General features: G+C 63.8%; 17 protein-coding genes. 9 read left to right on the top strand and 8 right to left on the bottom strand.

Annotated elements, in window-relative coordinates:
- Nucleotides 1-121: 121 nt before the first annotated feature.
- Entirely contained in the window at nucleotides 122-1,675 is a 1,554-nt protein-coding gene (locus tag ACVZUB_RS09695) for a DNA polymerase Y family protein (RefSeq protein WP_003940966.1), read from the bottom strand.
- Nucleotides 1,672-2,562 (bottom strand): hypothetical protein, encoded by an 891-nt coding sequence (locus ACVZUB_RS09690; protein WP_081557619.1) that lies wholly within the window; start codon nucleotides 2,560-2,562, stop codon nucleotides 1,672-1,674. Before ACVZUB_RS09690 ends, ACVZUB_RS09695 begins: the two co-directional genes overlap by 4 nt.
- A 227-nt stretch (nucleotides 2,563-2,789) precedes the next feature.
- On the opposite strand from ACVZUB_RS09690, the gene ACVZUB_RS09685 reads away from it, so the two are divergent.
- Entirely contained in the window at nucleotides 2,790-3,989 is a 1,200-nt protein-coding gene (locus ACVZUB_RS09685; RefSeq protein ID WP_003940952.1) for a serine/threonine-protein kinase, read from the top strand.
- 9 nt (nucleotides 3,990-3,998) lie between these two features.
- On the opposite strand, the gene ACVZUB_RS09680 is transcribed toward ACVZUB_RS09685, so the two are convergent.
- Both ACVZUB_RS09680 and ACVZUB_RS09675 read right to left on the bottom strand, forming a co-directional pair.
- Complete coding sequence (locus tag ACVZUB_RS09680) at nucleotides 3,999-5,390, bottom strand: FAD-binding oxidoreductase (protein WP_003940869.1); 1,392 nt, start codon at nucleotides 5,388-5,390, stop codon at nucleotides 3,999-4,001.
- Nucleotides 5,387-6,223: a class I SAM-dependent methyltransferase gene (locus ACVZUB_RS09675; protein ID WP_007727495.1), complete on the bottom strand. Its 837-nt coding sequence runs from the start codon at nucleotides 6,221-6,223 to the stop codon at nucleotides 5,387-5,389. Before ACVZUB_RS09675 ends, ACVZUB_RS09680 begins: the two co-directional genes overlap by 4 nt.
- A gap of 135 nt (nucleotides 6,224-6,358) precedes the next feature.
- Here ACVZUB_RS09675 and ACVZUB_RS09670 point away from each other — a divergent pair, with 135 nt between their 5' ends.
- From ACVZUB_RS09670 to ACVZUB_RS09645, 6 genes are all read left to right on the top strand, one after another.
- Nucleotides 6,359-7,036 (top strand): winged helix-turn-helix transcriptional regulator, encoded by a 678-nt coding sequence (locus tag ACVZUB_RS09670; protein WP_003940889.1) that lies wholly within the window; start codon nucleotides 6,359-6,361, stop codon nucleotides 7,034-7,036.
- Between the two features lie 110 nt (nucleotides 7,037-7,146).
- Nucleotides 7,147-7,731, top strand: coding sequence for a M15 family metallopeptidase (locus ACVZUB_RS09665; RefSeq protein ID WP_003940687.1), 585 nt, complete (start codon nucleotides 7,147-7,149; stop codon nucleotides 7,729-7,731).
- A gap of 2 nt (nucleotides 7,732-7,733) precedes the next feature.
- Nucleotides 7,734-8,375 (top strand): phosphatase PAP2 family protein, encoded by a 642-nt coding sequence (locus tag ACVZUB_RS09660; RefSeq protein ID WP_047270193.1) that lies wholly within the window; start codon nucleotides 7,734-7,736, stop codon nucleotides 8,373-8,375.
- Between the two features lie 75 nt (nucleotides 8,376-8,450).
- Nucleotides 8,451-9,149 carry a response regulator transcription factor gene (locus ACVZUB_RS09655; RefSeq protein WP_065455179.1) on the top strand — a complete coding sequence of 233 codons (699 nt, stop codon included), beginning with the start codon at nucleotides 8,451-8,453 and terminating at the stop codon, nucleotides 9,147-9,149.
- Complete coding sequence (locus ACVZUB_RS09650; protein WP_003940854.1) at nucleotides 9,146-10,540, top strand: sensor histidine kinase; 1,395 nt, start codon at nucleotides 9,146-9,148, stop codon at nucleotides 10,538-10,540. Before ACVZUB_RS09655 ends, ACVZUB_RS09650 begins: the two co-directional genes overlap by 4 nt.
- Before the next feature lie 188 nt (nucleotides 10,541-10,728).
- Nucleotides 10,729-11,937, top strand: a complete 1,209-nt coding sequence (locus ACVZUB_RS09645) for an MFS transporter (protein WP_063316690.1) — start codon at nucleotides 10,729-10,731, stop codon at nucleotides 11,935-11,937.
- Here the strand turns inward: ACVZUB_RS09645 and ACVZUB_RS09640 are convergent.
- Genes ACVZUB_RS09640 through ACVZUB_RS09630 form a run of 3 tightly spaced genes read right to left on the bottom strand, consistent with a single transcriptional unit; the run spans nucleotide 11,934 to nucleotide 15,374 of the window.
- Entirely contained in the window at nucleotides 11,934-13,388 is a 1,455-nt protein-coding gene (locus ACVZUB_RS09640) for an MFS transporter (protein WP_042449833.1), read from the bottom strand. The two genes, ACVZUB_RS09645 and ACVZUB_RS09640, sit on opposite strands and share 4 nt — an antisense overlap.
- Before the next feature lie 49 nt (nucleotides 13,389-13,437).
- Nucleotides 13,438-14,097 carry a response regulator gene (locus ACVZUB_RS09635; protein ID WP_003940972.1) on the bottom strand — a complete coding sequence of 220 codons (660 nt, stop codon included), beginning with the start codon at nucleotides 14,095-14,097 and terminating at the stop codon, nucleotides 13,438-13,440.
- A complete protein-coding gene (locus ACVZUB_RS09630; RefSeq protein ID WP_037125680.1) occupies nucleotides 14,094-15,374 on the bottom strand; it encodes an ATP-binding protein in 1,281 nt (426 codons plus the stop codon). Before ACVZUB_RS09630 ends, ACVZUB_RS09635 begins: the two co-directional genes overlap by 4 nt.
- A 236-nt stretch (nucleotides 15,375-15,610) precedes the next feature.
- Here ACVZUB_RS09630 and ACVZUB_RS09625 point away from each other — a divergent pair, with 236 nt between their 5' ends.
- Nucleotides 15,611-16,996, top strand: coding sequence for a PspC domain-containing protein (locus tag ACVZUB_RS09625; protein ID WP_007727507.1), 1,386 nt, complete (start codon nucleotides 15,611-15,613; stop codon nucleotides 16,994-16,996).
- On the top strand, nucleotides 16,993-17,226 hold the full coding sequence (locus ACVZUB_RS09620) for a hypothetical protein (protein ID WP_003940832.1): 234 nt from the start codon (nucleotides 16,993-16,995) through the stop codon (nucleotides 17,224-17,226). Before ACVZUB_RS09625 ends, ACVZUB_RS09620 begins: the two co-directional genes overlap by 4 nt.
- A gap of 55 nt (nucleotides 17,227-17,281) precedes the next feature.
- Here ACVZUB_RS09620 and guaA read toward each other — a convergent pair whose 3' ends face one another.
- A complete protein-coding gene (guaA, locus tag ACVZUB_RS09615; RefSeq protein WP_007727510.1) occupies nucleotides 17,282-18,853 on the bottom strand; it encodes a glutamine-hydrolyzing GMP synthase in 1,572 nt (523 codons plus the stop codon).
- Between the last annotated feature and the right edge of the window lie 73 nt (nucleotides 18,854-18,926).

The raw sequence follows: 18,926 nt of genomic DNA, 5'->3' as shown, positions 1-18,926 counted from the left end.
GTGAGTTTTTGAATGTCATCAACGCTAGGCGCCCGATGGCGTCGGTGCGATGGCGCCAGCGCCCCTACTGTTCGTACAGTCGACTCGACCATGTCCGGTACAGCTGGCTGTACCTACGAGCTCATTCGTACACGCCCTCCACCGACCATCCACCGCCTTCACAGATCATCAGCAACGCCCGCGATTCTTCCAACAGCACCTGAGCCCGCGCGGCCGTGCGCGCCGAGGCTGCGTCCCACCATCGCTCGTCCACCGGCCAGGGCCCGGCCCATCCCTGCACTGCCCATTCCTTGCTCCCCCACTTCAGCCTTCCCGGCTGCGAGCTGAAGACACCGCGCTCAGTGACGTACACGGCGTTGCCGGCCACATCCTCCAGCCATACCTTGGGATTGTCGACGAAGATCGACCCCGGAGACGGCTGCGGCAGACGACCAGGCCACGGGGCTGTCGGATCATGAGCAGCTACCCGCTCGTCACCCAAGGGCAACAGGGTAATTCGCTCCGAGGGCCCTCGACCACCGCTCAGGACACCGACCTGAACCGATTCGCCGCCCAGAAGACCTTGCACGCGCACCAATGCTCGCCTGGCCCGCTCCTCCTCGTCGCCGACACCGCCCCAAAGCCCCAACTGCAAAGCGCCGGCACTGACCACCTCCACCGGTTCCAGACGCAACACCGCTATGCCTGCGGTCGGCCGGGTCTCACTGCGCCCGGTGAGCCAGCCGTCCAGTTGCCATCGCACTCGATCGGCCGTTCCCTCCGGTGTCAGAGGTTCGGCGCAACGCCAAGTCCGAGAAAGATTTTCACCGTTGCCCGTGCTGGCCGAAATCGACAGGCGGGTGCACGCCACTGCGGCAGCCGACAATTTGTCGTGCAGGAGACTCGCCAAGGCGCGCCCGGCAAACGCTGCGGCATCCACCCGCTCGATCGACGGATCGTAATGCTGCTCCACTTCCAGATCCGGCGGAAGCGTCCGCGCCGACGGTGGCCGCTCGGGTTCACCGCGCGCCGCACGATGCGCGAGCACCGCATCGGCCCCGAAACGCGAAGCGACGTCCACTGCCGGTAAATCCGCGAAAGCACCGATGGTTCTGATCCCGAGCCTGCGCAGCAGATCCACCAACTCCCCGCGATGCGGCGCAGACAGACTGGGCTCTGCCGCCAACTCCGGCATGGGTAGCGGCGCCAGAAACCGTGCCCCCTCCCCCGGCGGCACCAGCGCTGCCCGGCGCGCGGCAATGACCGCTGTGGACAGTTGATCCGCCACACCCACCTGACTCTCGACGCCCGCAGCAGATGCCTGATCCACCAATCGTTCCGCCGCGGCTTCCTCCGAACCGAAGTACCGACTGACACCTCGCGCACTGAGCACCAACAAACCGGGACGGAGTACCTCGACGCCCGGTGCCACCGCATCGATGGCCGCGGCGACCGGCTCGAACAATCTGGCGTCGCGTTCCGGATCTGCCATCGCCACATACAGTTCCGGGCAGCGGGCCTGCGACTCGCGTCGGCGCAGGCCTCGTCGCACTCCCTCCGCGCGGGCCGTCGCCGAACATGCGATCACCCGATTACCCGAGGTGACCGCGACAGGATGCGTGGCAGGAAGATCGGCAAGCGCTGCCGCTGCCACCGCCGGCCAGTCCGGGCACCACAACGCCAGAACTCTGCTCACAGTGACACCACCCGCGACGACACCACCCGCGACGACACCACCTGCTCCGACACCACCTGCTCCGACACGGCCTCGACCGGCCGGGAAGGTACCCACTCGACCCGCCCGGCTGCACTACAGATGTCCAGACGCGTGGTCCGGGGCTGGAACGAGCGCCCCCGAGCACGAACCGCGAGGCTCAGGGAACTGAGCCGACCACGCCCCAACTCACGGCCCTGACCGAACCCACCGTAACCATGAACCCGAGCGTCCAACCGAACTTCGGCCCCGTCCCAGTGACCTTCGGTGACAACAAGAGTCGAGCCCTTGCTCCGGGCGCGCGCCACCACCGCTCGCGCACGCGACGGGGATACCGACGCACCCGCCAATCCCAGAATCACCAGATCCATACCGTCAAGCAGCACAGCAGCGATCTCGACCGGATCCGGCCCAGGCGCCGGAATGAGCGCCAGACGTTCCAGTTGCGCACCCATCTCGTACGCCGCCAGCAATCCCAGTCGAGGTTGCCCGATGACTGCCACATGCCCCCCGGACGCCGTCACGGACGCGACCAATCCCAAGAGCAAGGAAGCAGCGCCCTCGACGGACACCACGGTTCCGCGCACCAAACCGCCCTGCGGTAGCAATGCCCCGATACCTTCCGGCACTGGGAGAACACCAGCCTTGTGCGCGCGGTTCACGACCGGTATGTCCCGGTCGGCAACACTCTCGAAGGCTGCTGCACTTGTCCCGGAAACACCAGCCACGGAAACACTCGGTCCCGAAAACGACGTATCGCCGCGAGAGGGAATGGACGCGATCTGTCGGCGGAGCTGTGCCAGCCGATCCTGACGGGACAACCCCGCCGCATCTGCCGACAGCTCCACCAACTCGGTCACCTCGGTCATCCCCATCCTCCGGAACACCGGAAAAACTCACTCGGCAGCAATCCATAACCAGCCGGCAAACCGCGGGGAAGTCGGGTCTGACATGCATCCAACGAACAGCAATTTCGAACATATTTTCGAACTGTTTTCAGTAAACCGTGTCACCCCCGACACGTCAAGCAGAGCAAAAAACCCAGTTCACAGGAGCCTCGAGCGTCACAGTGGCATCAATCCATTAACCTTGAGATGTGACAGCTCAGGAGCAGACCGGGAGGGGCATCGGGCCCGAATACCTGCTGGCGGGGCGGTACCGACTCCGCTCCAAGATCGGCGACGGAGGCATGGGCGCCGTCTGGCTGGCCCGCGACACCCTCCTCAGCCGTGACGTCGCGGTGAAACAGGTCACAAGCACGGAAGGCCTCGACACCGAAACGGCCGAAGAGGTCCGTGAACGTACATTGCGCGAAGGCAGGAACGCCGCAAAGCTCACCCACCCCCACTCCATCGCCATGTACGACGTCGCGATCGAGTCCGGTGAACCGTGGTTGGTCATGGAGTACTTCCCCGCCCGCAGCCTCGCCCAGGCGATGAACCTGGCCGACACGTTGCCACCGCTGGAGGTCGCGCAGATCGGCGCGCAGATCGCTGCGGCACTCACCGAGGCGCACGCCGCCGGCATCGTCCACCGCGACATCAAGCCCGGCAACATCCTGATCGCCGACCGAGGCAAGTCTCTCGGCACCGTCAAGATCAGTGACTTCGGCATCGCCCGCGCAAAGAGCGACGTATCCGACACCCAGGACGAGGTCATCACCGGCACTCCCGCGTACTTTGCACCCGAAGTTGCCCGCGGCGACGATCCCACCGAGGCCAGTGACGTCTTCTCACTCGGGTCGACGCTCTACACGGTGATCGAGGGTCAACCGCCCTTCGGCATCGACTCGGACGCCATCGCTCTACTGCATCGTGTCGCCAAGGCCGAGATCTACCGACCCACCAAGTCCGGACCGCTCACCGACGTTCTCCTTCAGCTCCTCGAGCCGGACCCCACCCGTCGGCCGACGATGGCTCAGGCACGCGACGCGCTCGCTGCAGCCGCGACGGGCGGTGGCACGATCGAGCAGTTGATCGACGCTCCCGTCTACTCGTCCGAAGGCGCCGTGCCGGCGTGGGCTCACCGCACCACACAACTCGCCGACCCACACCGCCGCAATCGCCTGACCGGCTCCACGATCACCGGACTGCCTGCAGTGCAACAGAACACGCCACTGCGGAACGTTCCCAGCCCCATGGACATGTTCTCCTGGCCGCCGCGGATACCGACCGGCCCCGCCGATGCCAGCACCCGCGACAAGGTAGTGGCTTGGGCTCCCCTCGCCATGACAGGCATGGTTGCCGTCATCATCTTGGCCGCACTGATCGTCGTCATCCTGGTGTTCACGGCCTGACCGGACGCTCTACGCGGGCAGAATGTTTGCGTTGAGGTGAAACACGTTGTCCGGGTCGTACTTCGCCTTGACGGCGGACAATCGCGCGTACTTCGCCGCACCGTAGGACGCTCGCACTCGGTCCTCGTCGACATCGGTCATGAAGTTGACGTACCCGCCTTGATTGGACGAGAACGGACGCAAGGCTTCCCAGGTCTCACGCACCCACGATCGATCCAATTCCAGTGTCCCGGCATCGGTGGCCGTAGCCGTCATGTTGCACACGTAATGTGGTGTGCGAGAACCACCGAACGCAGTGTCGTCCTCGCCGACGGAGGTGAAAGCTCCCTGCAGCGGAAAGATCGGCATGAAGGACATCGGCGACGATTTCTTGCCCGCTTGCTCGGTCAGAACATCGATCACGTCGTCGGAGAAATCCACCAGGTCCAAGGCCTTCTCATAGGCGTATGCACCCCATGGTTCCGATTCGTCGAGCATCGACTGTAAACCGATGTACGGGAGCGGGGTGACGAACTCGAACAGCGTCGGCACGCCCTCTCGAATCGGCGCAATCGCGTTCGAGTGTTCCTCTTCCGATCCGAAACCGGCTACCAGCAACGCGTATCCGGGCAGCAGGTGAAACTGATCCGGAACAAACGGTGCCGGAGGCGCGGACAAACCGACGGCAACCATCGCTCCGGCATTTCTCGGCAGGGCAGGCACCACTTCGCGGCACAGACGAAGCGCTGCGGGTCCGTCCTCCATCCCCCAGAAGAACAGTCCCAGATGCACTTCCGGACCGATCTCGCTCAGACGGTACTCGAACTCGGTGACCACTCCGAAGTTTCCGCCGCCGCCGCGCAGCGCCCAGAACAAGTCGCTGTGATCGTTCTCGGAGGCCCGCACGATCGAACCGTCGGCGAGCACCACCTCTGCCGACACCAGATTGTCGATCGCCAGGCCGAGCGTGCGCGTCAACCACCCCATGCCGCCGCCGAGGGTCAGGCCACCGACGCCGGTATCACTGATCACTCCACCGGTCACTGCCAATCCGTGTTCCTGCGTCGCGGCGTCGAGGTCGGCAATCGTCGCACCACCACCGACCCTGGCTCGCTTCGCGGACGGGGCGACACTGACTACGTTGATCGCACTGAGATCGATCATCACACCGCCCTCACACACCGATGTACCTCGGTAGGAATGCCCACCACCTCTGACCGAAACCTCCAACGAATGGGCTCTGGCAAATGCAAGTGCCACAGACACATCCGACGCCGACCGGCACCTGGCGATCACCGCCGGACGATGATCGATCTGCCCGTTCCAGATCGACCTGGCGTCGTCGTACTCCGGATCTCGGGGGCTGAACACAGAACCCGTGATCGCCGATTTCAGTGGCGCGAACTCGACCGTCGTCATCATGCACCGCCCTCATCGGGTGTCGCGGTGAGAAGCAGGTACTCCCACTCCATCACGAACGGCTCGCTTCCGCTGCCGTACTTCTTTGCCAACTCGAGCAGATCGCGATCGAGCGCCTGCGTGCGGTCAGGATCGCCGGCGATGTTCCGGTACACCGCGATGGTCGGGCCGTAATTCTTCTTGAAGAAATCGCGGAAATCTTCCGGCCCGCTGAATGTGTCCACACGAAGTACGTCTTTCCTCGCGGCAACATCGCCGAGCAGATCCCGAACATGGTTCTCGTCGCCCCACAAAGGCGCCGGCTGCGAACCAGGAGGCGGCGGCGGTGCATACGGCTTCATCGTTTTGAACATCTCGCCGATGAATCCCGTCGGAGTCCAACTCAGCACTCCGATCTTTCCGCCGGGTCGGCATACTCGCAAAAGTTCGTCCGCGGCGCGCTGATGATGCGGGGCAAACATCACACCGACGCACGAGAGCACTACGTCGAACTCGTTGTCGCCGAACGGAAGAGCCTCGGCATCGGCCTCCTGCCAATCGAGTTCGACACCCGCGAGCGCCGCGGCCTCCCGTCCTGCCACGAACAGTTCGGGAGCCAGGTCGGTGGCGATCACCTGCGCACCCAGCGCAGCCGCCGGAATGGCGGCGTTGCCGGACCCCGCCGCGACGTCGAGCACCCGATCTCCTTTCTGCACGCCGCATTCACGCACCAATACAGGTCCGAGTTCCGCGATGACCTGCGTCGCCACCGCCGGATAGTTACCGAGCCCCCACATTGCCCGGTGCTTGGCCTTCAGCTCCCGGTCCAACCCGAGAGTCCCCGTTGATTCACTCATTACCGTTCTCCTTCAATAATTTTCGTACTCGGAGCCCGACAGCGTTCATGCCGTTACTCCGACGCTACGACGACGGTTCGCTCCTCTCCAGTACGAAATCTGTACCGGAGCACCCCGGAGGCCTACGATCGAGAGATGGGGTCCTCGTACCACCAGTTCTGCCCCGTCGCCAAGGCGATGGAGCTACTCGACGAGCGGTGGACACTGCTTCTCCTCCGCGAACTGATCATGGGAAGCGAACATTTCAACGATCTCCGCCGCGGGCTCCCGCGAATGTCACCGACTCTGCTCTCGACCCGGCTTCACCAACTCGCGGTCGCCGGCATCGTGGAGCGAGAAGAAACCGACTGTGTCGTCAGCTATCGTCTGACCGACGCCGGCCGCGAACTGCGCCCTGTGGTCGAAGCTCTCGGCATCTGGGGTACCAGGTGGATCGGTGAACTGGGCGACGAAGATCTGGATCCGAAGCTGCTGCTGTGGGACATGCATCGCCGCGTGGATCATTCCGTGGTGCCTGAAGGCAAGACCGTGGTGCACTTCGCATTCTCCGGAGTACGTGGACATTCGCGGAACTGGTGGCTCGTCATCAATTCCGGTGAGGTGGACATGTGCGATATCGATCCGGGTTTCGACGTTGCAGTGTCGGTCTCTGCGGGCTTGCGACAGATGACCGAGATCTGGCGAGGTAACCTGACCTGGTCGGACGCCATACGGTCCGGTGACGTCACCATCTCTGGGCCTACTGCGTTGCGTCGTAGCCTGCCATCGTGGTTCGAGCTGTCGACTTTCGCGTCGATCCCGCGCCCCGCGTAGCGCGCGCTCACCAGCCCCGTTCCGTCCTGTTACAGAGCTGTTGCAGACCGTGACACCGTCGACGAACGGTGACCACCTGCCGGTGACACTGACCGAGAAGTCTCTGTTGTATGCCCAGCCACCGCGGAATCATCCGCTTCGTCGCACTCGGTGCAGTCGTGCTCGGTGCGGTCGCGCTCAGCTCCTGCTCGTACACAGAAGAAGCACAACCGAAGAGCGGTAACTACCTTGCCACTCAGCCTGATTCAGGACCTTCAGGCGGCGAGATCGAGGACGGCATCAGCTTGCAGGACACTCATGTGCCAGCGCTTGCCCGTCTCGATTCCGCACTGCTCGCGGCGCTCCAGTCGGCAGCGGCCGACGCACAGGCATCCGGCGTGGACATGCACGTCACGTCGGGTTGGCGGTCCGCGGCATACCAACAGCGACTGTTCGACGAAGCCGTCGTCAAGTACGGCAGCGTGGACGAAGCGTCCAAGTGGGTGCACTCGCCGAGCCTGTCCAAGCATGTCAGTGGACAGGCCGTCGACATCGGACCGACCGACGCCGACGACTGGCTCATTCAGCACGGCAGCGATTACGGCCTCTGCCAGACCTACGCCAACGAGATGTGGCATTTCGAATTGGCAACCACTCCTGGCGGGGAATGCCCGCCACAACTGAGCAACCCCTCGGACGAGAGAGCGGAAGGCTGATCATGACACGAGTCAAACCAGCGAGACTGATTGCCGCACTGGCACTCTTGATCCTCGGAGTCGTCGAATTCGAATTGGCGGTCAACACGACCGGTGGTCAGATCGTCGACCAACAACTCATGGTGGGCGCGGCCACCTCCGAACGCCTCAGCGTGTTCTCCGCCGAGTTCATCGGCCTCGTCACCCCGATACTGATAGTGGGAGGAGTGCTCGTGGCGCTCATGATCACATTGCGCAACAACCCGATTGCGCTAGCTTTACGCGTCGTCGTCGTGACCCTCGGTCCCATCACGACGGCCTGGGTTCTCAAACAATCGCTGGATCGACCGGACCTGAACGGTCTGGTGATGCACAATTCCTTCCCCAGCGGCACTTTGACGGCCATAGCTGCTCTGGTCTGCGCGATCGTGATCGTCACGCCCTCGAGGTGGCGGGCGGTCGTTGCGGTCAACGGTGCGCTGATCACCATCGGAACCGCGATCTCGGTAGTCGTGCTGCAATGGCACCGCCCGAGCGACGTGATCGGTGCACTACTGCTCGTCGGCTGCTACACCCTCGCTGTGTCGGCATTTCCGTTGAACACCAGCGTCGCCCGGCATGCGGTGCTGGCAGACTCAGGCAACGAGCGACTCTCGCGAGTGTGACCCCTGTACCCTTGGCTGACCGAGATTTCTCCGACCGCAGAAGGCCCCTGATCATGGCGAGTCCAAGGTGAGCTCATGGTGAGCATTCTTTTCATAGAAGACGATCCAGCCGTGGCCGAGGCAATCACGTTGGGACTGAACCGACTCGGGCACGACGTCAGCCATCGCCCCGACGGTAACGGTGATTTCGACGACGCCCTGGGTGCCACGGACCTCGTCCTACTCGACCTCGGGCTGCCGGGTGCCGACGGTTACGAGATCTGCCGACGTGTCCGCACCCGAAGTTCGATCCCGATCATCATTCTGACCGCTCGGTCCGACGACATCGACACCGTCGCCGGCCTGGAAGCCGGTGCCGACGACTACGTCGTCAAACCGGCCAGTCCGCGCGTCCTCGACGCTCGTATCAAAGCCGTCGTGCGGCGCTCGGCACCCGCAACGACGCGCCCGGATGCGACGCCGGGTGCAGAGACGTTCGGCGACCTGGAATTGGATCGGTCGTCGCTGCAGGTCCGCAAGGCCGGGATGCTGCTGACCCTCACCCCGACCGAACTCCGACTGATCCTGGCGCTGACCGAGAACCCCGGACAGGTCCTGAGCCGCCGACAGTTGTTGTCCGCAGCCTGGGACCAGGAGTATCTGGGTGATTCCAGAATCGTCGATGCAGCAGTGCAGCGGCTGCGCGGAAAGATCGAGGACGACCCGGCCGCACCGACCGTCATCGAAACGGTGCGCGGGTTCGGGTATCGCTTCAACACCAGCCCAGCCCGATGAGACCGACCTGGCTTCAGGTCGACGGTCTGCGAACCAGGCTCGTGCTCGTGTTCATCGCAATCGTCGTGATCATCGCCGGGGCAACCGCGGGTGTCGTCTCGTTCATGGCGCGGTCGTGGATCTATTCCAACGCTCAGGATGTCGCGACCGCACAATTTCGCGACGAACTGCAATACGTCAACGGAACACCGGTAGACGAGTTGACGCCTGCCAACCTCCAACAGATCTTCCAGTCCGACATGACGCTGATCGTCGACGGCGAAGTCATCCGTCAAGGATCCGTGGATGCGGCGACCATTCCGCCCAGCTTCGACGAAGGTTTGGACAGTCCGAAGCTGATCCGTTTCGAGAGGCTCGACTCCCAGCGCATCATGTTGGGAATGTCCGTCAATGTCGTGGACATGAGCGCGGACGACAGCTACGACAACGAGACATTGGTCAAAGCCGTCACCATCCGGCCGCTGGTAGGAGTGCAGGACAAGTTCGACGACCTGCTTCGAGCTGTCGGCCTCACCCTCGCCGCCGGTGTGTTGGTGAGCGGACTACTCGGGCTATGGATCGCGTCGACGCTTGTCCGTCCGCTCAAACGCCTGGACAAGGCGGCCGCCCGCGCTGCCGACGGCGACCTCAGCGTCCGACTCCCCGAAGACGGAGTAGCCGAACTCGCCCAGGTCACAACAACGTTCAACAACATGGTCGCTCGCAACGAAGCGGTCATCCGAGGTCTGGAAGAATCGGAAGAGCAGTCGAGAAGGTTTGTCGCCGACGTCTCCCACGAGCTCCGGACGCCGCTCGCAGCACTGGTGCCGGTCAGTGAGATCCTCCGTGAAGAGATCCCCAATCTTCCGCCCGACGCCGCCGCTGCCGCGCGCATCGTGAGCAGTGAGATCGGCAAGCTCACTCGACTTGTCGAAGACCTCATCGAAATGTCTCGCCACGACTCTCAGCAAGCGCACCTCGTCCTCGACGACGTCGACCTCGTCGAATTGACCGAGCGCACACTCGAGAGCCGCGGATGGACAGACACCGTCGAACTGCGCGCACCCGAAAGTGTCAGCGCCAGAGTCGATTCGCGTCGGATCGACATTGTCGTCGCCAACCTCGTCGGCAATGCACTGCGCCACGGAGCGCCCCCGGTTCGCGTCGAGTTGAGCGTCGAATCCGGTTTCTCCGTCATCACCGTCGTCGACCACGGCCCCGGCATCTCACCCGAAGACCGGCAGGCGATCTTTCGGCGGTTCTACAAGGTCGACACCGCGCGCGGACGCAGCGAGGGCAGCGGACTCGGACTCTCGCTCGCCGTCGAGAACGTGCACCTGCACGGCGGCACCATCGGCGTCGACCAGGTGGATGGTCGCACGGTCTTCACGGTTCGCCTGCCCCGTCGCTGAACCCTTCCCGAGCGAACGTACCTTTCGGCGCACCCAAGGCGATCGTCGTACCGTTCGCTCGAAAAGGGGTGGGCACTTCGCACCCTGAACCGTCCGCGTTCGACCAAATAGTGGGATTCTGGTTTCAACATGTGAAACCACGCGAGTAGCGTCGGCATCGTCGAACAGCGTAGAGATCGGAGGGCACCATGACGCAGGCGTCGCGGCTGGAAAAGACGGCCGTCTCCCCGAAGGCGTGGACGATGCTCGGAATCGGCGTCGCAGCCCAGGCCTCAGGCACCGTCTTCGTCAGCACCCCCGCCTTTTTGATCCCGCTGCTGCATTCCGAGCACGGCCTCTCGTTGACGCAGGCCGGAACTCTGGCCGCTGCACCCACTTTCGGCATGGTTCTCACGCTGGTGGCGTGGGGAGCGATGGCTGACAGATTCGGCGAGAAATGGGTCATCTCCATCGGGCTCGGCCTGACGGCGATCGCCGCGCTGGCCGCGACCACCACCGACAACTACACCCTCCTCGGGATCGCATTTCTGCTGGGCGGAATGGCTGCGGCGAGCACCAACGCTGCCAGTGGACGTGTTGTGGTCGGCTGGTTTCCCAAGGATCGGCGCGGCCTCGCGATGGGAATCCGGCAGATGTCACAGCCCCTGGGCGTGACCATCGCGTCGCTGACCATCCCGACTCTCGCTGCGAACGTAGGAATCGGTTCGGCCGTCGGACTGTCGGTAGCTCTCAACGGCGTTCTCGCCCTGATCTGCGCCGTCGCATTGATCAATCCCCCGCGGCCGGCGGCGCGGCCCACAGACATCCCGGTCGAAACGGTAAATCCTTATCGCTCGAACTGGTTCCTATGGCGCATTCACGTCGTCTCGGCACTGCTGGTGTTTCCGCAGTTCACCCTCTCGACATTCGGTCTGGTCTGGCTGATCAGCGAGCAAGGATGGGACGCTGCGCCCGCTGGGCTCCTGATCGGGATCTCCCAGTTCGTGGGTGCACTCGGACGCATCGTTGTCGGCATCTGGAGTGATCGCGCCGGAAGCAGAGTAGGCCCGCTGCGGTTGGTTGCCGTCTCCGCGTCTGCGGTCATGTTGGCAATGGCGGCAGCCGGCGCAGCGCCTTGGGGCGTTCCCGCCTTGATCCTGCTGCTGGCAACCACTATCAGCGTCGCCGACAACGGTTTGGCATTCACTTCCGTGGCCGAAGCTGCCGGGCCGAAATGGCAAGGAAAAGCATTGGGCGCACAGAACACCGGGCAGTTCATTGCCGCGTCAGCAGTGGGCCCGGTGGTCGGTGCGCTGATCGGCGCGGTCGGCTACCCGCTCGCCTTCGCGATAGTCGCGGCATTTCCCGCCGCAGCAATTCCCTTGGTGCCCAGCCGCGATCGCGACATCAGCGTCTAGTCCCTCATCGGATTCGGTTGCACTGCAGGTCCCGTCAGATCACAATGCGGCTTGCAGGCAACCGAATCCGCTTCCTGAACAGGCTCTACTGTCGGAGTTCGGATCAGCGTCGCGGCGATCGCTGCACCGACCAACAGCAGTGCCACACAGATGTACATCGCGTACCGGAACCCGTCGGAGAAACTCGTCGGATCGACCAGACTTTCGGCGTCGATACCCACGAGGGCAGGCAAGGCCGCGACGGCAAGAAGTTGGCTCGTGCGAGCAACGGCATTGTTCACACCGGATGCGATTCCGGACTGCTCCACCGGTACCGAACCAAGCACCGCGGCGGTCAACGGCGCGACCATCACCGCCAGGCCGAGCCCGAACACCAGAACTCCCGGCAGCACGACGGTCAGGTACGACGCATCCGGGCCGATCCGCGTCATCAACACCAACCCCACCGCGGCAACGGCGGGCCCGACCGTCATCGGCAACCGCGGTCCGTGCGTCTGCGCGTAACTGCCCGCGCGCGAAGACAACAGCAGCAATGCCAAGGTGATCGGTACCGTTGCGACGCCGGCAGCCACCGGCGAGTACCCGGCAACCAATTGCAGTTGCAGCACGAGCAGGAAGAACACACCGCCCAGCGCCGCATAGACCGCAAGGGTCACCAGATTAGCCGCGACGAACATCCGCGAGCGGAACAGGGACGGCGGCACAAGGGCACTCGGTGAGCGTCGTTCCACCACAACGAACAGGCAGAGCGCGATCACTCCGATCAGCCCGACTATCGGGTTGACCTCGATCAGCCCGTACGTCAGTGCGCCGAGACCGACTACTGCGCAGGCAGATCCGACCACGTCCAGGTGCTCGGGCGGATGCGGGTCGCGGCTCTCCGGTACATGGCGCACCGCTGCCCACACCACGACGATCGCCAGCGGGATATTGAGCAGGAATACCGATCGCCATCCCGCCACTTCCACCAGCCAACCACCGAAAAGCGGTCCGATGGCGCCGGCAACACCACCTAAACCCGACCACAATCCGATTGCCGCGCCGCGGTCCTCCTCACGAAGTGACGCGGAGATGATGGCAAGGCTGCCAGGTGTCAAGAGCGCAGCTCCCACTCCCTGCAGGATTCGTGCAATCACCAGAAACGTGATGTCCGGTGCAATTCCGCACAGCAACGACGCGACCGCGAACCAGACCGTCCCCCACACGAATACCCGTCGCCGACCCCAACGATCACCGAGGGCTCCCCCGAGCAGAATCAGCGACGCCAAGGCCAAGGTGTAACCGCTGAGCGTCCACTGCAGTCCGGCGACACCGGAACCCAGTTCTTCACCGATGTGAGGAAGAGCAATGTTGACGACGGTGCCGTCGAGGAGAGCCATGCTCGAGCCGAGAACGGTGGCGGCGACAACCCAACGCCCACGCTTCGACGCGAGCGCCAGTGGTTCCGTCATCGGTCCATGGTGCGCCTTCGCACGCAATCGCGAAAGAGCGCGCGGGAATTCAGTCGATCTGGCGGCGATGTGCCCAACGCGTCAACGCATTGCGATTGGACTGCTGAGTCTTTCGCAGAACGTTCGATGCGTGAGTCTCGACCGTCTTCACGGAAATCACCAGGTCCTCGGCGATTTCACGGTAGGTGTACCCACGTGCCAGCAATCTGAGCACTTCGAGTTCTCGCGGAGTCAGCGAGTCGAGTTCCGGATCGAGTTGCGGCTCGGGTGCGTTGGAACGCCCGGTGAAGGAGTCCAGTACGAAGCCTGCCAGGCGAGGCCCGAACACTGCGTCACCACCGGCAACGCGTCGTACACCCTCGGCCAGTTCGGATCCCGAGATCGTCTTGGTCACATACCCGCGCGCGCCGCCGCGGATCACCGCGATCACGTCCTCGGCCGCATCGGAAACGCTGAGCGCCAAGCACACCGGGCCGGAATCGATTCCGCGCAGAACTGCCACTCCACCACCGTCAGGCATGTGGACATCGAGCAGAACGACATGCGGTTTCGTCGAGTTGATACCCGCGATCGCCTCAGCGACGCCACCGGCTTCACCGACTACGTCCATGTCTGCCTCGCGCGAGAGTTCCGCCCTCACCCCGGAGCGGAACACTGCATGATCGTCGACAAGAAATACGCGGTACGGGGGCGGCGCAAGCGAAGTCACTGGGGCTGTTCCTCGGGGTTGTCGACACGGTCAGCAGTCTGGTCCCACTTTAGAGCAGAGTCACCGAGCGGCATGTGCACGCGGATCTCGGTGCCCTTTCCGATGTCGGATCGAACCACGACGCGGCCACCCCGTCGCTCGATGCGACCACGAATCGACTTGGCCAAGCCCTGACGGTCCTCCGGCACCGCATTGACGTCGAATCCAACTCCGCGATCACGAACGAACACACTAACCTGGTCGCCCTCGACCTCGGCGAAAAGATTGATTTCCTTCTCCCCCGAGTGCTTTGCCGAGTTCACGAGAGCTTCACGCGTCGCACCGAGGAGCGCGGTGAACGCTTCCTTGGGCAGACCGTTCTCGACGCCTTCGCCTTCGAGTTGTACGTCGCCGACCGTGACGGGGCGGACCGTGACGCCATGCTGGTCCTCCACTTCACCGGCGATGATCTTCAGACCTTCGGTCAGGCTCGTGTGGTCGATATCCCCGCCGCTGAACAACCACTTGCGCAGCTCGCGTTCCTGACCACGGGCCAGGCGCGCCACCTCTTGCGGATTGTCGGACTGCTTCTGAATCAGCGCCAACGTCTGAAGTACGGAGTCGTGCAGATGCGAGGCGATCTCTTCACGTTCGTCGTTGCGAATACGAGCCGCACGCTCGGCGCCGAGAGCCCGCCACATCCGCAGCCACAGCGGCACCGTCAACAATCCGACACCGATCAGCGTCACCACCACGGCCAGCAGGGACGAGCGCAGTGCTTCGAGGTCGACCTGAGCGAGGACGACGACGCCGAGACCCAAGATGATCAAGGTCGCTCCCCCGACCACCCGCGCCCACGTGAGAACGGTAGGCCGCTGCGGCAAGCCGATGACGGTCCGGGGACCGTCGGAGTCGAACTCGCGCCACACCAAAGCAGCACCGATCGCGACGACGAAGAACGGTGCGAGCACCGAACCCGCCGTGCCGCTGAACAGCCAGGACAACGCGGCTGCGCCGCCCAATCCGAGTGCGATCAAGCCGTACGCCCGCTGCCGCTCGGCCGCGGACGGCTTCTGGGTGTCCGTGCCGGCTGAGGTGAAGATCCAGAGGGCGCCGTAAATCACGATGCCGGATCCGGCCATCGCCGCCAGAATCGCGAAGGCGACTCGAACCTTCAGGACGTCGATCCCGAGATGATCGGCGATACCGCCTGCAACACCGGCGACGATGCGACCGCCGGAGCGCCGCTCCAGCTTTCGCAATGGAACACCGCCCGGAATGGGCACACCCTTCTTCATGGGTACGGCATGCACCGGTACCCCGTTGACGGGCGGGCCTCCCGTGAACCCGGGAGCGGGACCGCTCACGAACGGCGGATCTGACAGATATTGCACATAGTCGATACTGGCACGAACCACTCGGACTCACATCAGGGTCCAACCCTGAATCAGGGCGGCGCCCCTGGCCCCGATCGTCACAAAGATCAGGGTTGGCCCTGATGCGCGGAGGCCGCCCCGGAAGCCAGGATTGATTCATGAACAATCCGACTTTCCAAGAACAGATCCAGGATCTGTGGCGGACCCGCCCCGTGCGTCTGCCGGCACAAGGTCACGTGGCCGGGGTATGCGCCGGAATCGGATACCGGTACGGCATCGACCCCATTCTGGTACGTGTCGCGTTTGTGGCCTCCACTATTTTCGGCGGCTCAGGCATCCTTCTCTACCTCGCCGGGTGGTTGGTGCTCGCCCGCGCCGGTGACGGATCGTCCCCCGCACAGTCGTTGATGGGCCGCGGACACAGCTCCGATTCCAGTACCAAGACCATCGTCTTGTTGGTGGCTCTCGCCATCGCGGCTACGACCGTCGGGCCTGTCGGCGTCGGCCTGGGTGGTTCCGGTCTGATCGGGCTGATTCTGATGGTCGGAGGCCTGTGGCTGCTCTACCAACGAGCGCCGGTCCCGCCTGCACTGCCACAGAGCACGTCACCGTACGTCGGCGCGGGTACCGCGTATCCAGGCACGGGATTCACGCCCGGGCCGTTCACTCCCGGATACTTCGCACCCAATCAGCCGCCCGTGTACACGCCGTACACAAAACTCCCCGACAGCTACGTGCCCGAGGAACGGCCGGCCGAACAGTCACCGCAATCTCAGGCCGATCATCCGACGATCAACCTGTCGAAGGACCCGAGCGCTTCAGCCGCCGCCAATCCGACCGAGGTGATCGGCGAGGCCGCCATCACACCGCCCTCCTGGGATCCGCTCGGTGTCGCTCCGTTCGCCTGGGATCTCCCGGACCCGGCAGTCAAAGCCACGCCGCTGCTGCCTTTGCCACCACGTAAGCGTCGCTCGCGATGGACGCTGACAGTGCTCGGACTCGCGATCATCGTCGCCGCCGTCACCGGGGCAGCGGGCGCGGCAACCGGCAACGAGTGGTTCACTCCCGGCCGAGTCGGTGCTGTCGGACTCGCCGTCATCGCGCTCGGCCTGATCCTCGGGGCATTCTTCCGCAAGGGGTACGGCCTGCTGGTCGTCACCGGACCGCTCGTGGGTTTCGTGCTTCTCGCCTCGTTGGTCTACCCGATCGATTTCGACGCCTCGGGTGAGCAAAGATGGACTCCGGCAACCGCTTCCGAGTTGGAGCCGTCGTACTCGGGAGCCTTCGGAAGCTTCACTCTCGACCTCAACGGGGTCAAGTTCACCGAGGACAAGACCATCGACGTCGCGGCGTCGTTCGGTGAGTTCGTCGTCATGGTGCCACCAACCGTCAACGTCAAGAACAGCTGCACCGTCGTCATGGGTGACGGATCAGGTTGCCTCGACGGCGGAATACACCCGGGCCGTGATGTGACACCGGATTCGCCCACACTGACCATCAACGCCAAAGCAACGTTCGGCAGTCTGAAGGTGACGCAATCATGAGCGAATACGACGAGACCACAGAGCACGACGAGACCCGAGAATCCAAGCGCCCCTCGGCACTTCTGCTGATCGCCGGACTGGCCGCACTACTGGTCAGCGTGTGGGCGTTGGTCGGGCCGTTCTCCCTGGCGCCGGCAGCGAACATTCAATTCCGTTGGCTGTTCGTCGGTGCCGCCGTCGTGGCAGGACTACTGCTGGTGATTCTGCCGAATCGGCGCAACCGGAAGTAAAACTGCTGTGCGCCTTTATTAACCGCGGGGGGTTAATAAAGGCGCACAGTTGTTTTTACTCCCACTCGATAGTTCCCGGCGGCTTGCTCGTCACGTCGAGGACTACGCGGTTCACGTCCGCAACCTCGTTGGTGATTCGAGTCGAGATGCGCTCGAGGGTCTCGTACGGCAGACGCGTCCAGTCCGCGGTCATCGCGTCTTCACTCGAGACCGGACGCAGCACGATCGGATGACCGTACGTCCGGCCGTCACCCTGCACGCCCACGCTTCGGACGTCGGCGAGGAGAACTACCGGGCACTGCCAGATGGTTCCGTCCAAGCCTGCAGACGTAAGCTCTTCGCGCGCAATGGAATCTGCCTGACGCAGGATCTCGAGGCGATCGCGGGTGACCTCACCGATGATGCGGATACCGAGTCCGGGACCGGGGAACGGCTGGCGTCCGACGATCTCTTCCGGCAGGCCGAGTTCGCGGCCCACTGCACGGACCTCGTCCTTGAACAGCAGACGCAACGGTTCGACCAACTTGAACTGCAGGTCTTCCGGCAGCCCGCCGACATTGTGGTGGCTCTTGATGTTTGCGGTTCCCGTGCCGCCGCCCGACTCCACGACGTCCGGGTAGAGCGTGCCCTGGACGAGGAAGTCGACGGTCGCACCATGAGATGCGTTCTCGCCCAGAACATCACTGACTGCGCCTTCGAAGCTGCGGATGAACTCGCGGCCGATGATCTTGCGCTTGGTCTCGGGATCGGTGACGCCTGCCAGCTCACCGATGAAGGTGTCCGCGGCATCCACGGTGATCAGACGAGCGCCGGTTGCCGCGACAAAATCCTGCTCGACCTGCGTGCGCTCACCGGCTCGCATCAAACCGTGATCGACGAAGACGCATGTCAACCGGTCGCCGATTGCGCGCTGAACCAAAGCCGCAGCGACAGCGGAGTCGACGCCACCGGACAGACCGCAGATGGCGTGTCCGTCTCCGACCTGCTCGCGAACCTGCTCGATAAGCGCATCGGCGATGTTCGACGCCGTCCACGCTGCCGGAATACCGGCAATCTCGTGCAGGAAGCGGCTCAGGACCTGCTGACCGTGCGGGGAATGCAGAACCTCAGGGTGGTACTGCACACCGGCGAGCTTGCGGGCGCGGTCCTCGAACGCCGCGACGGGAGCACCGTCGCTCGTCGCGGTCACCTCGAAGCCGGAAGGCGCTTCGGTGACGGCGTCACCGTGGCTCATCCATACCGGCTGCGTCGAGGGAAGACCGTCGTGGAGCAATCCGCCGGATACCGCGATGTCGGTACGGCCGTATTCGCGGGTACCGGTCTCGGCGACGGTGCCGCCCAGGGCGCCTGCCATTGCCTGGAATCCGTAGCAGATTCCGAAAACCGGAATGTCGTGATCGAACAGTGCGGGATCAAGCTTGGGAGCACCGTCTGCGTAGACACTCGAGGGCCCACCCGAGAGCACAACAGCCAAGGGGTTCTTGGCCACGATCTCCTCGACGGTCGTGGTGTGCGGAATCACCTCCGAGTAGACCTTGGCTTCGCGAACTCGCCGTGCGATCAACTGCGCGTACTGCGCCCCGAAGTCGACGACAAGAACTGGTCTCTGCTGCTCGATATCTGCCACAGGTGCAGTCTAATCGCCGCAGCCAGCGCTTCTGCGCATGCATGGACTCAGCCCGCTACTCGGCCGAGCGAGC

This window comes from Rhodococcus sp. OS5 (assembly GCF_056837585.1).
Note: the sequence above shows the minus strand (reverse complement) of the source record. Positions and strands in the feature narration are given on the sequence as shown.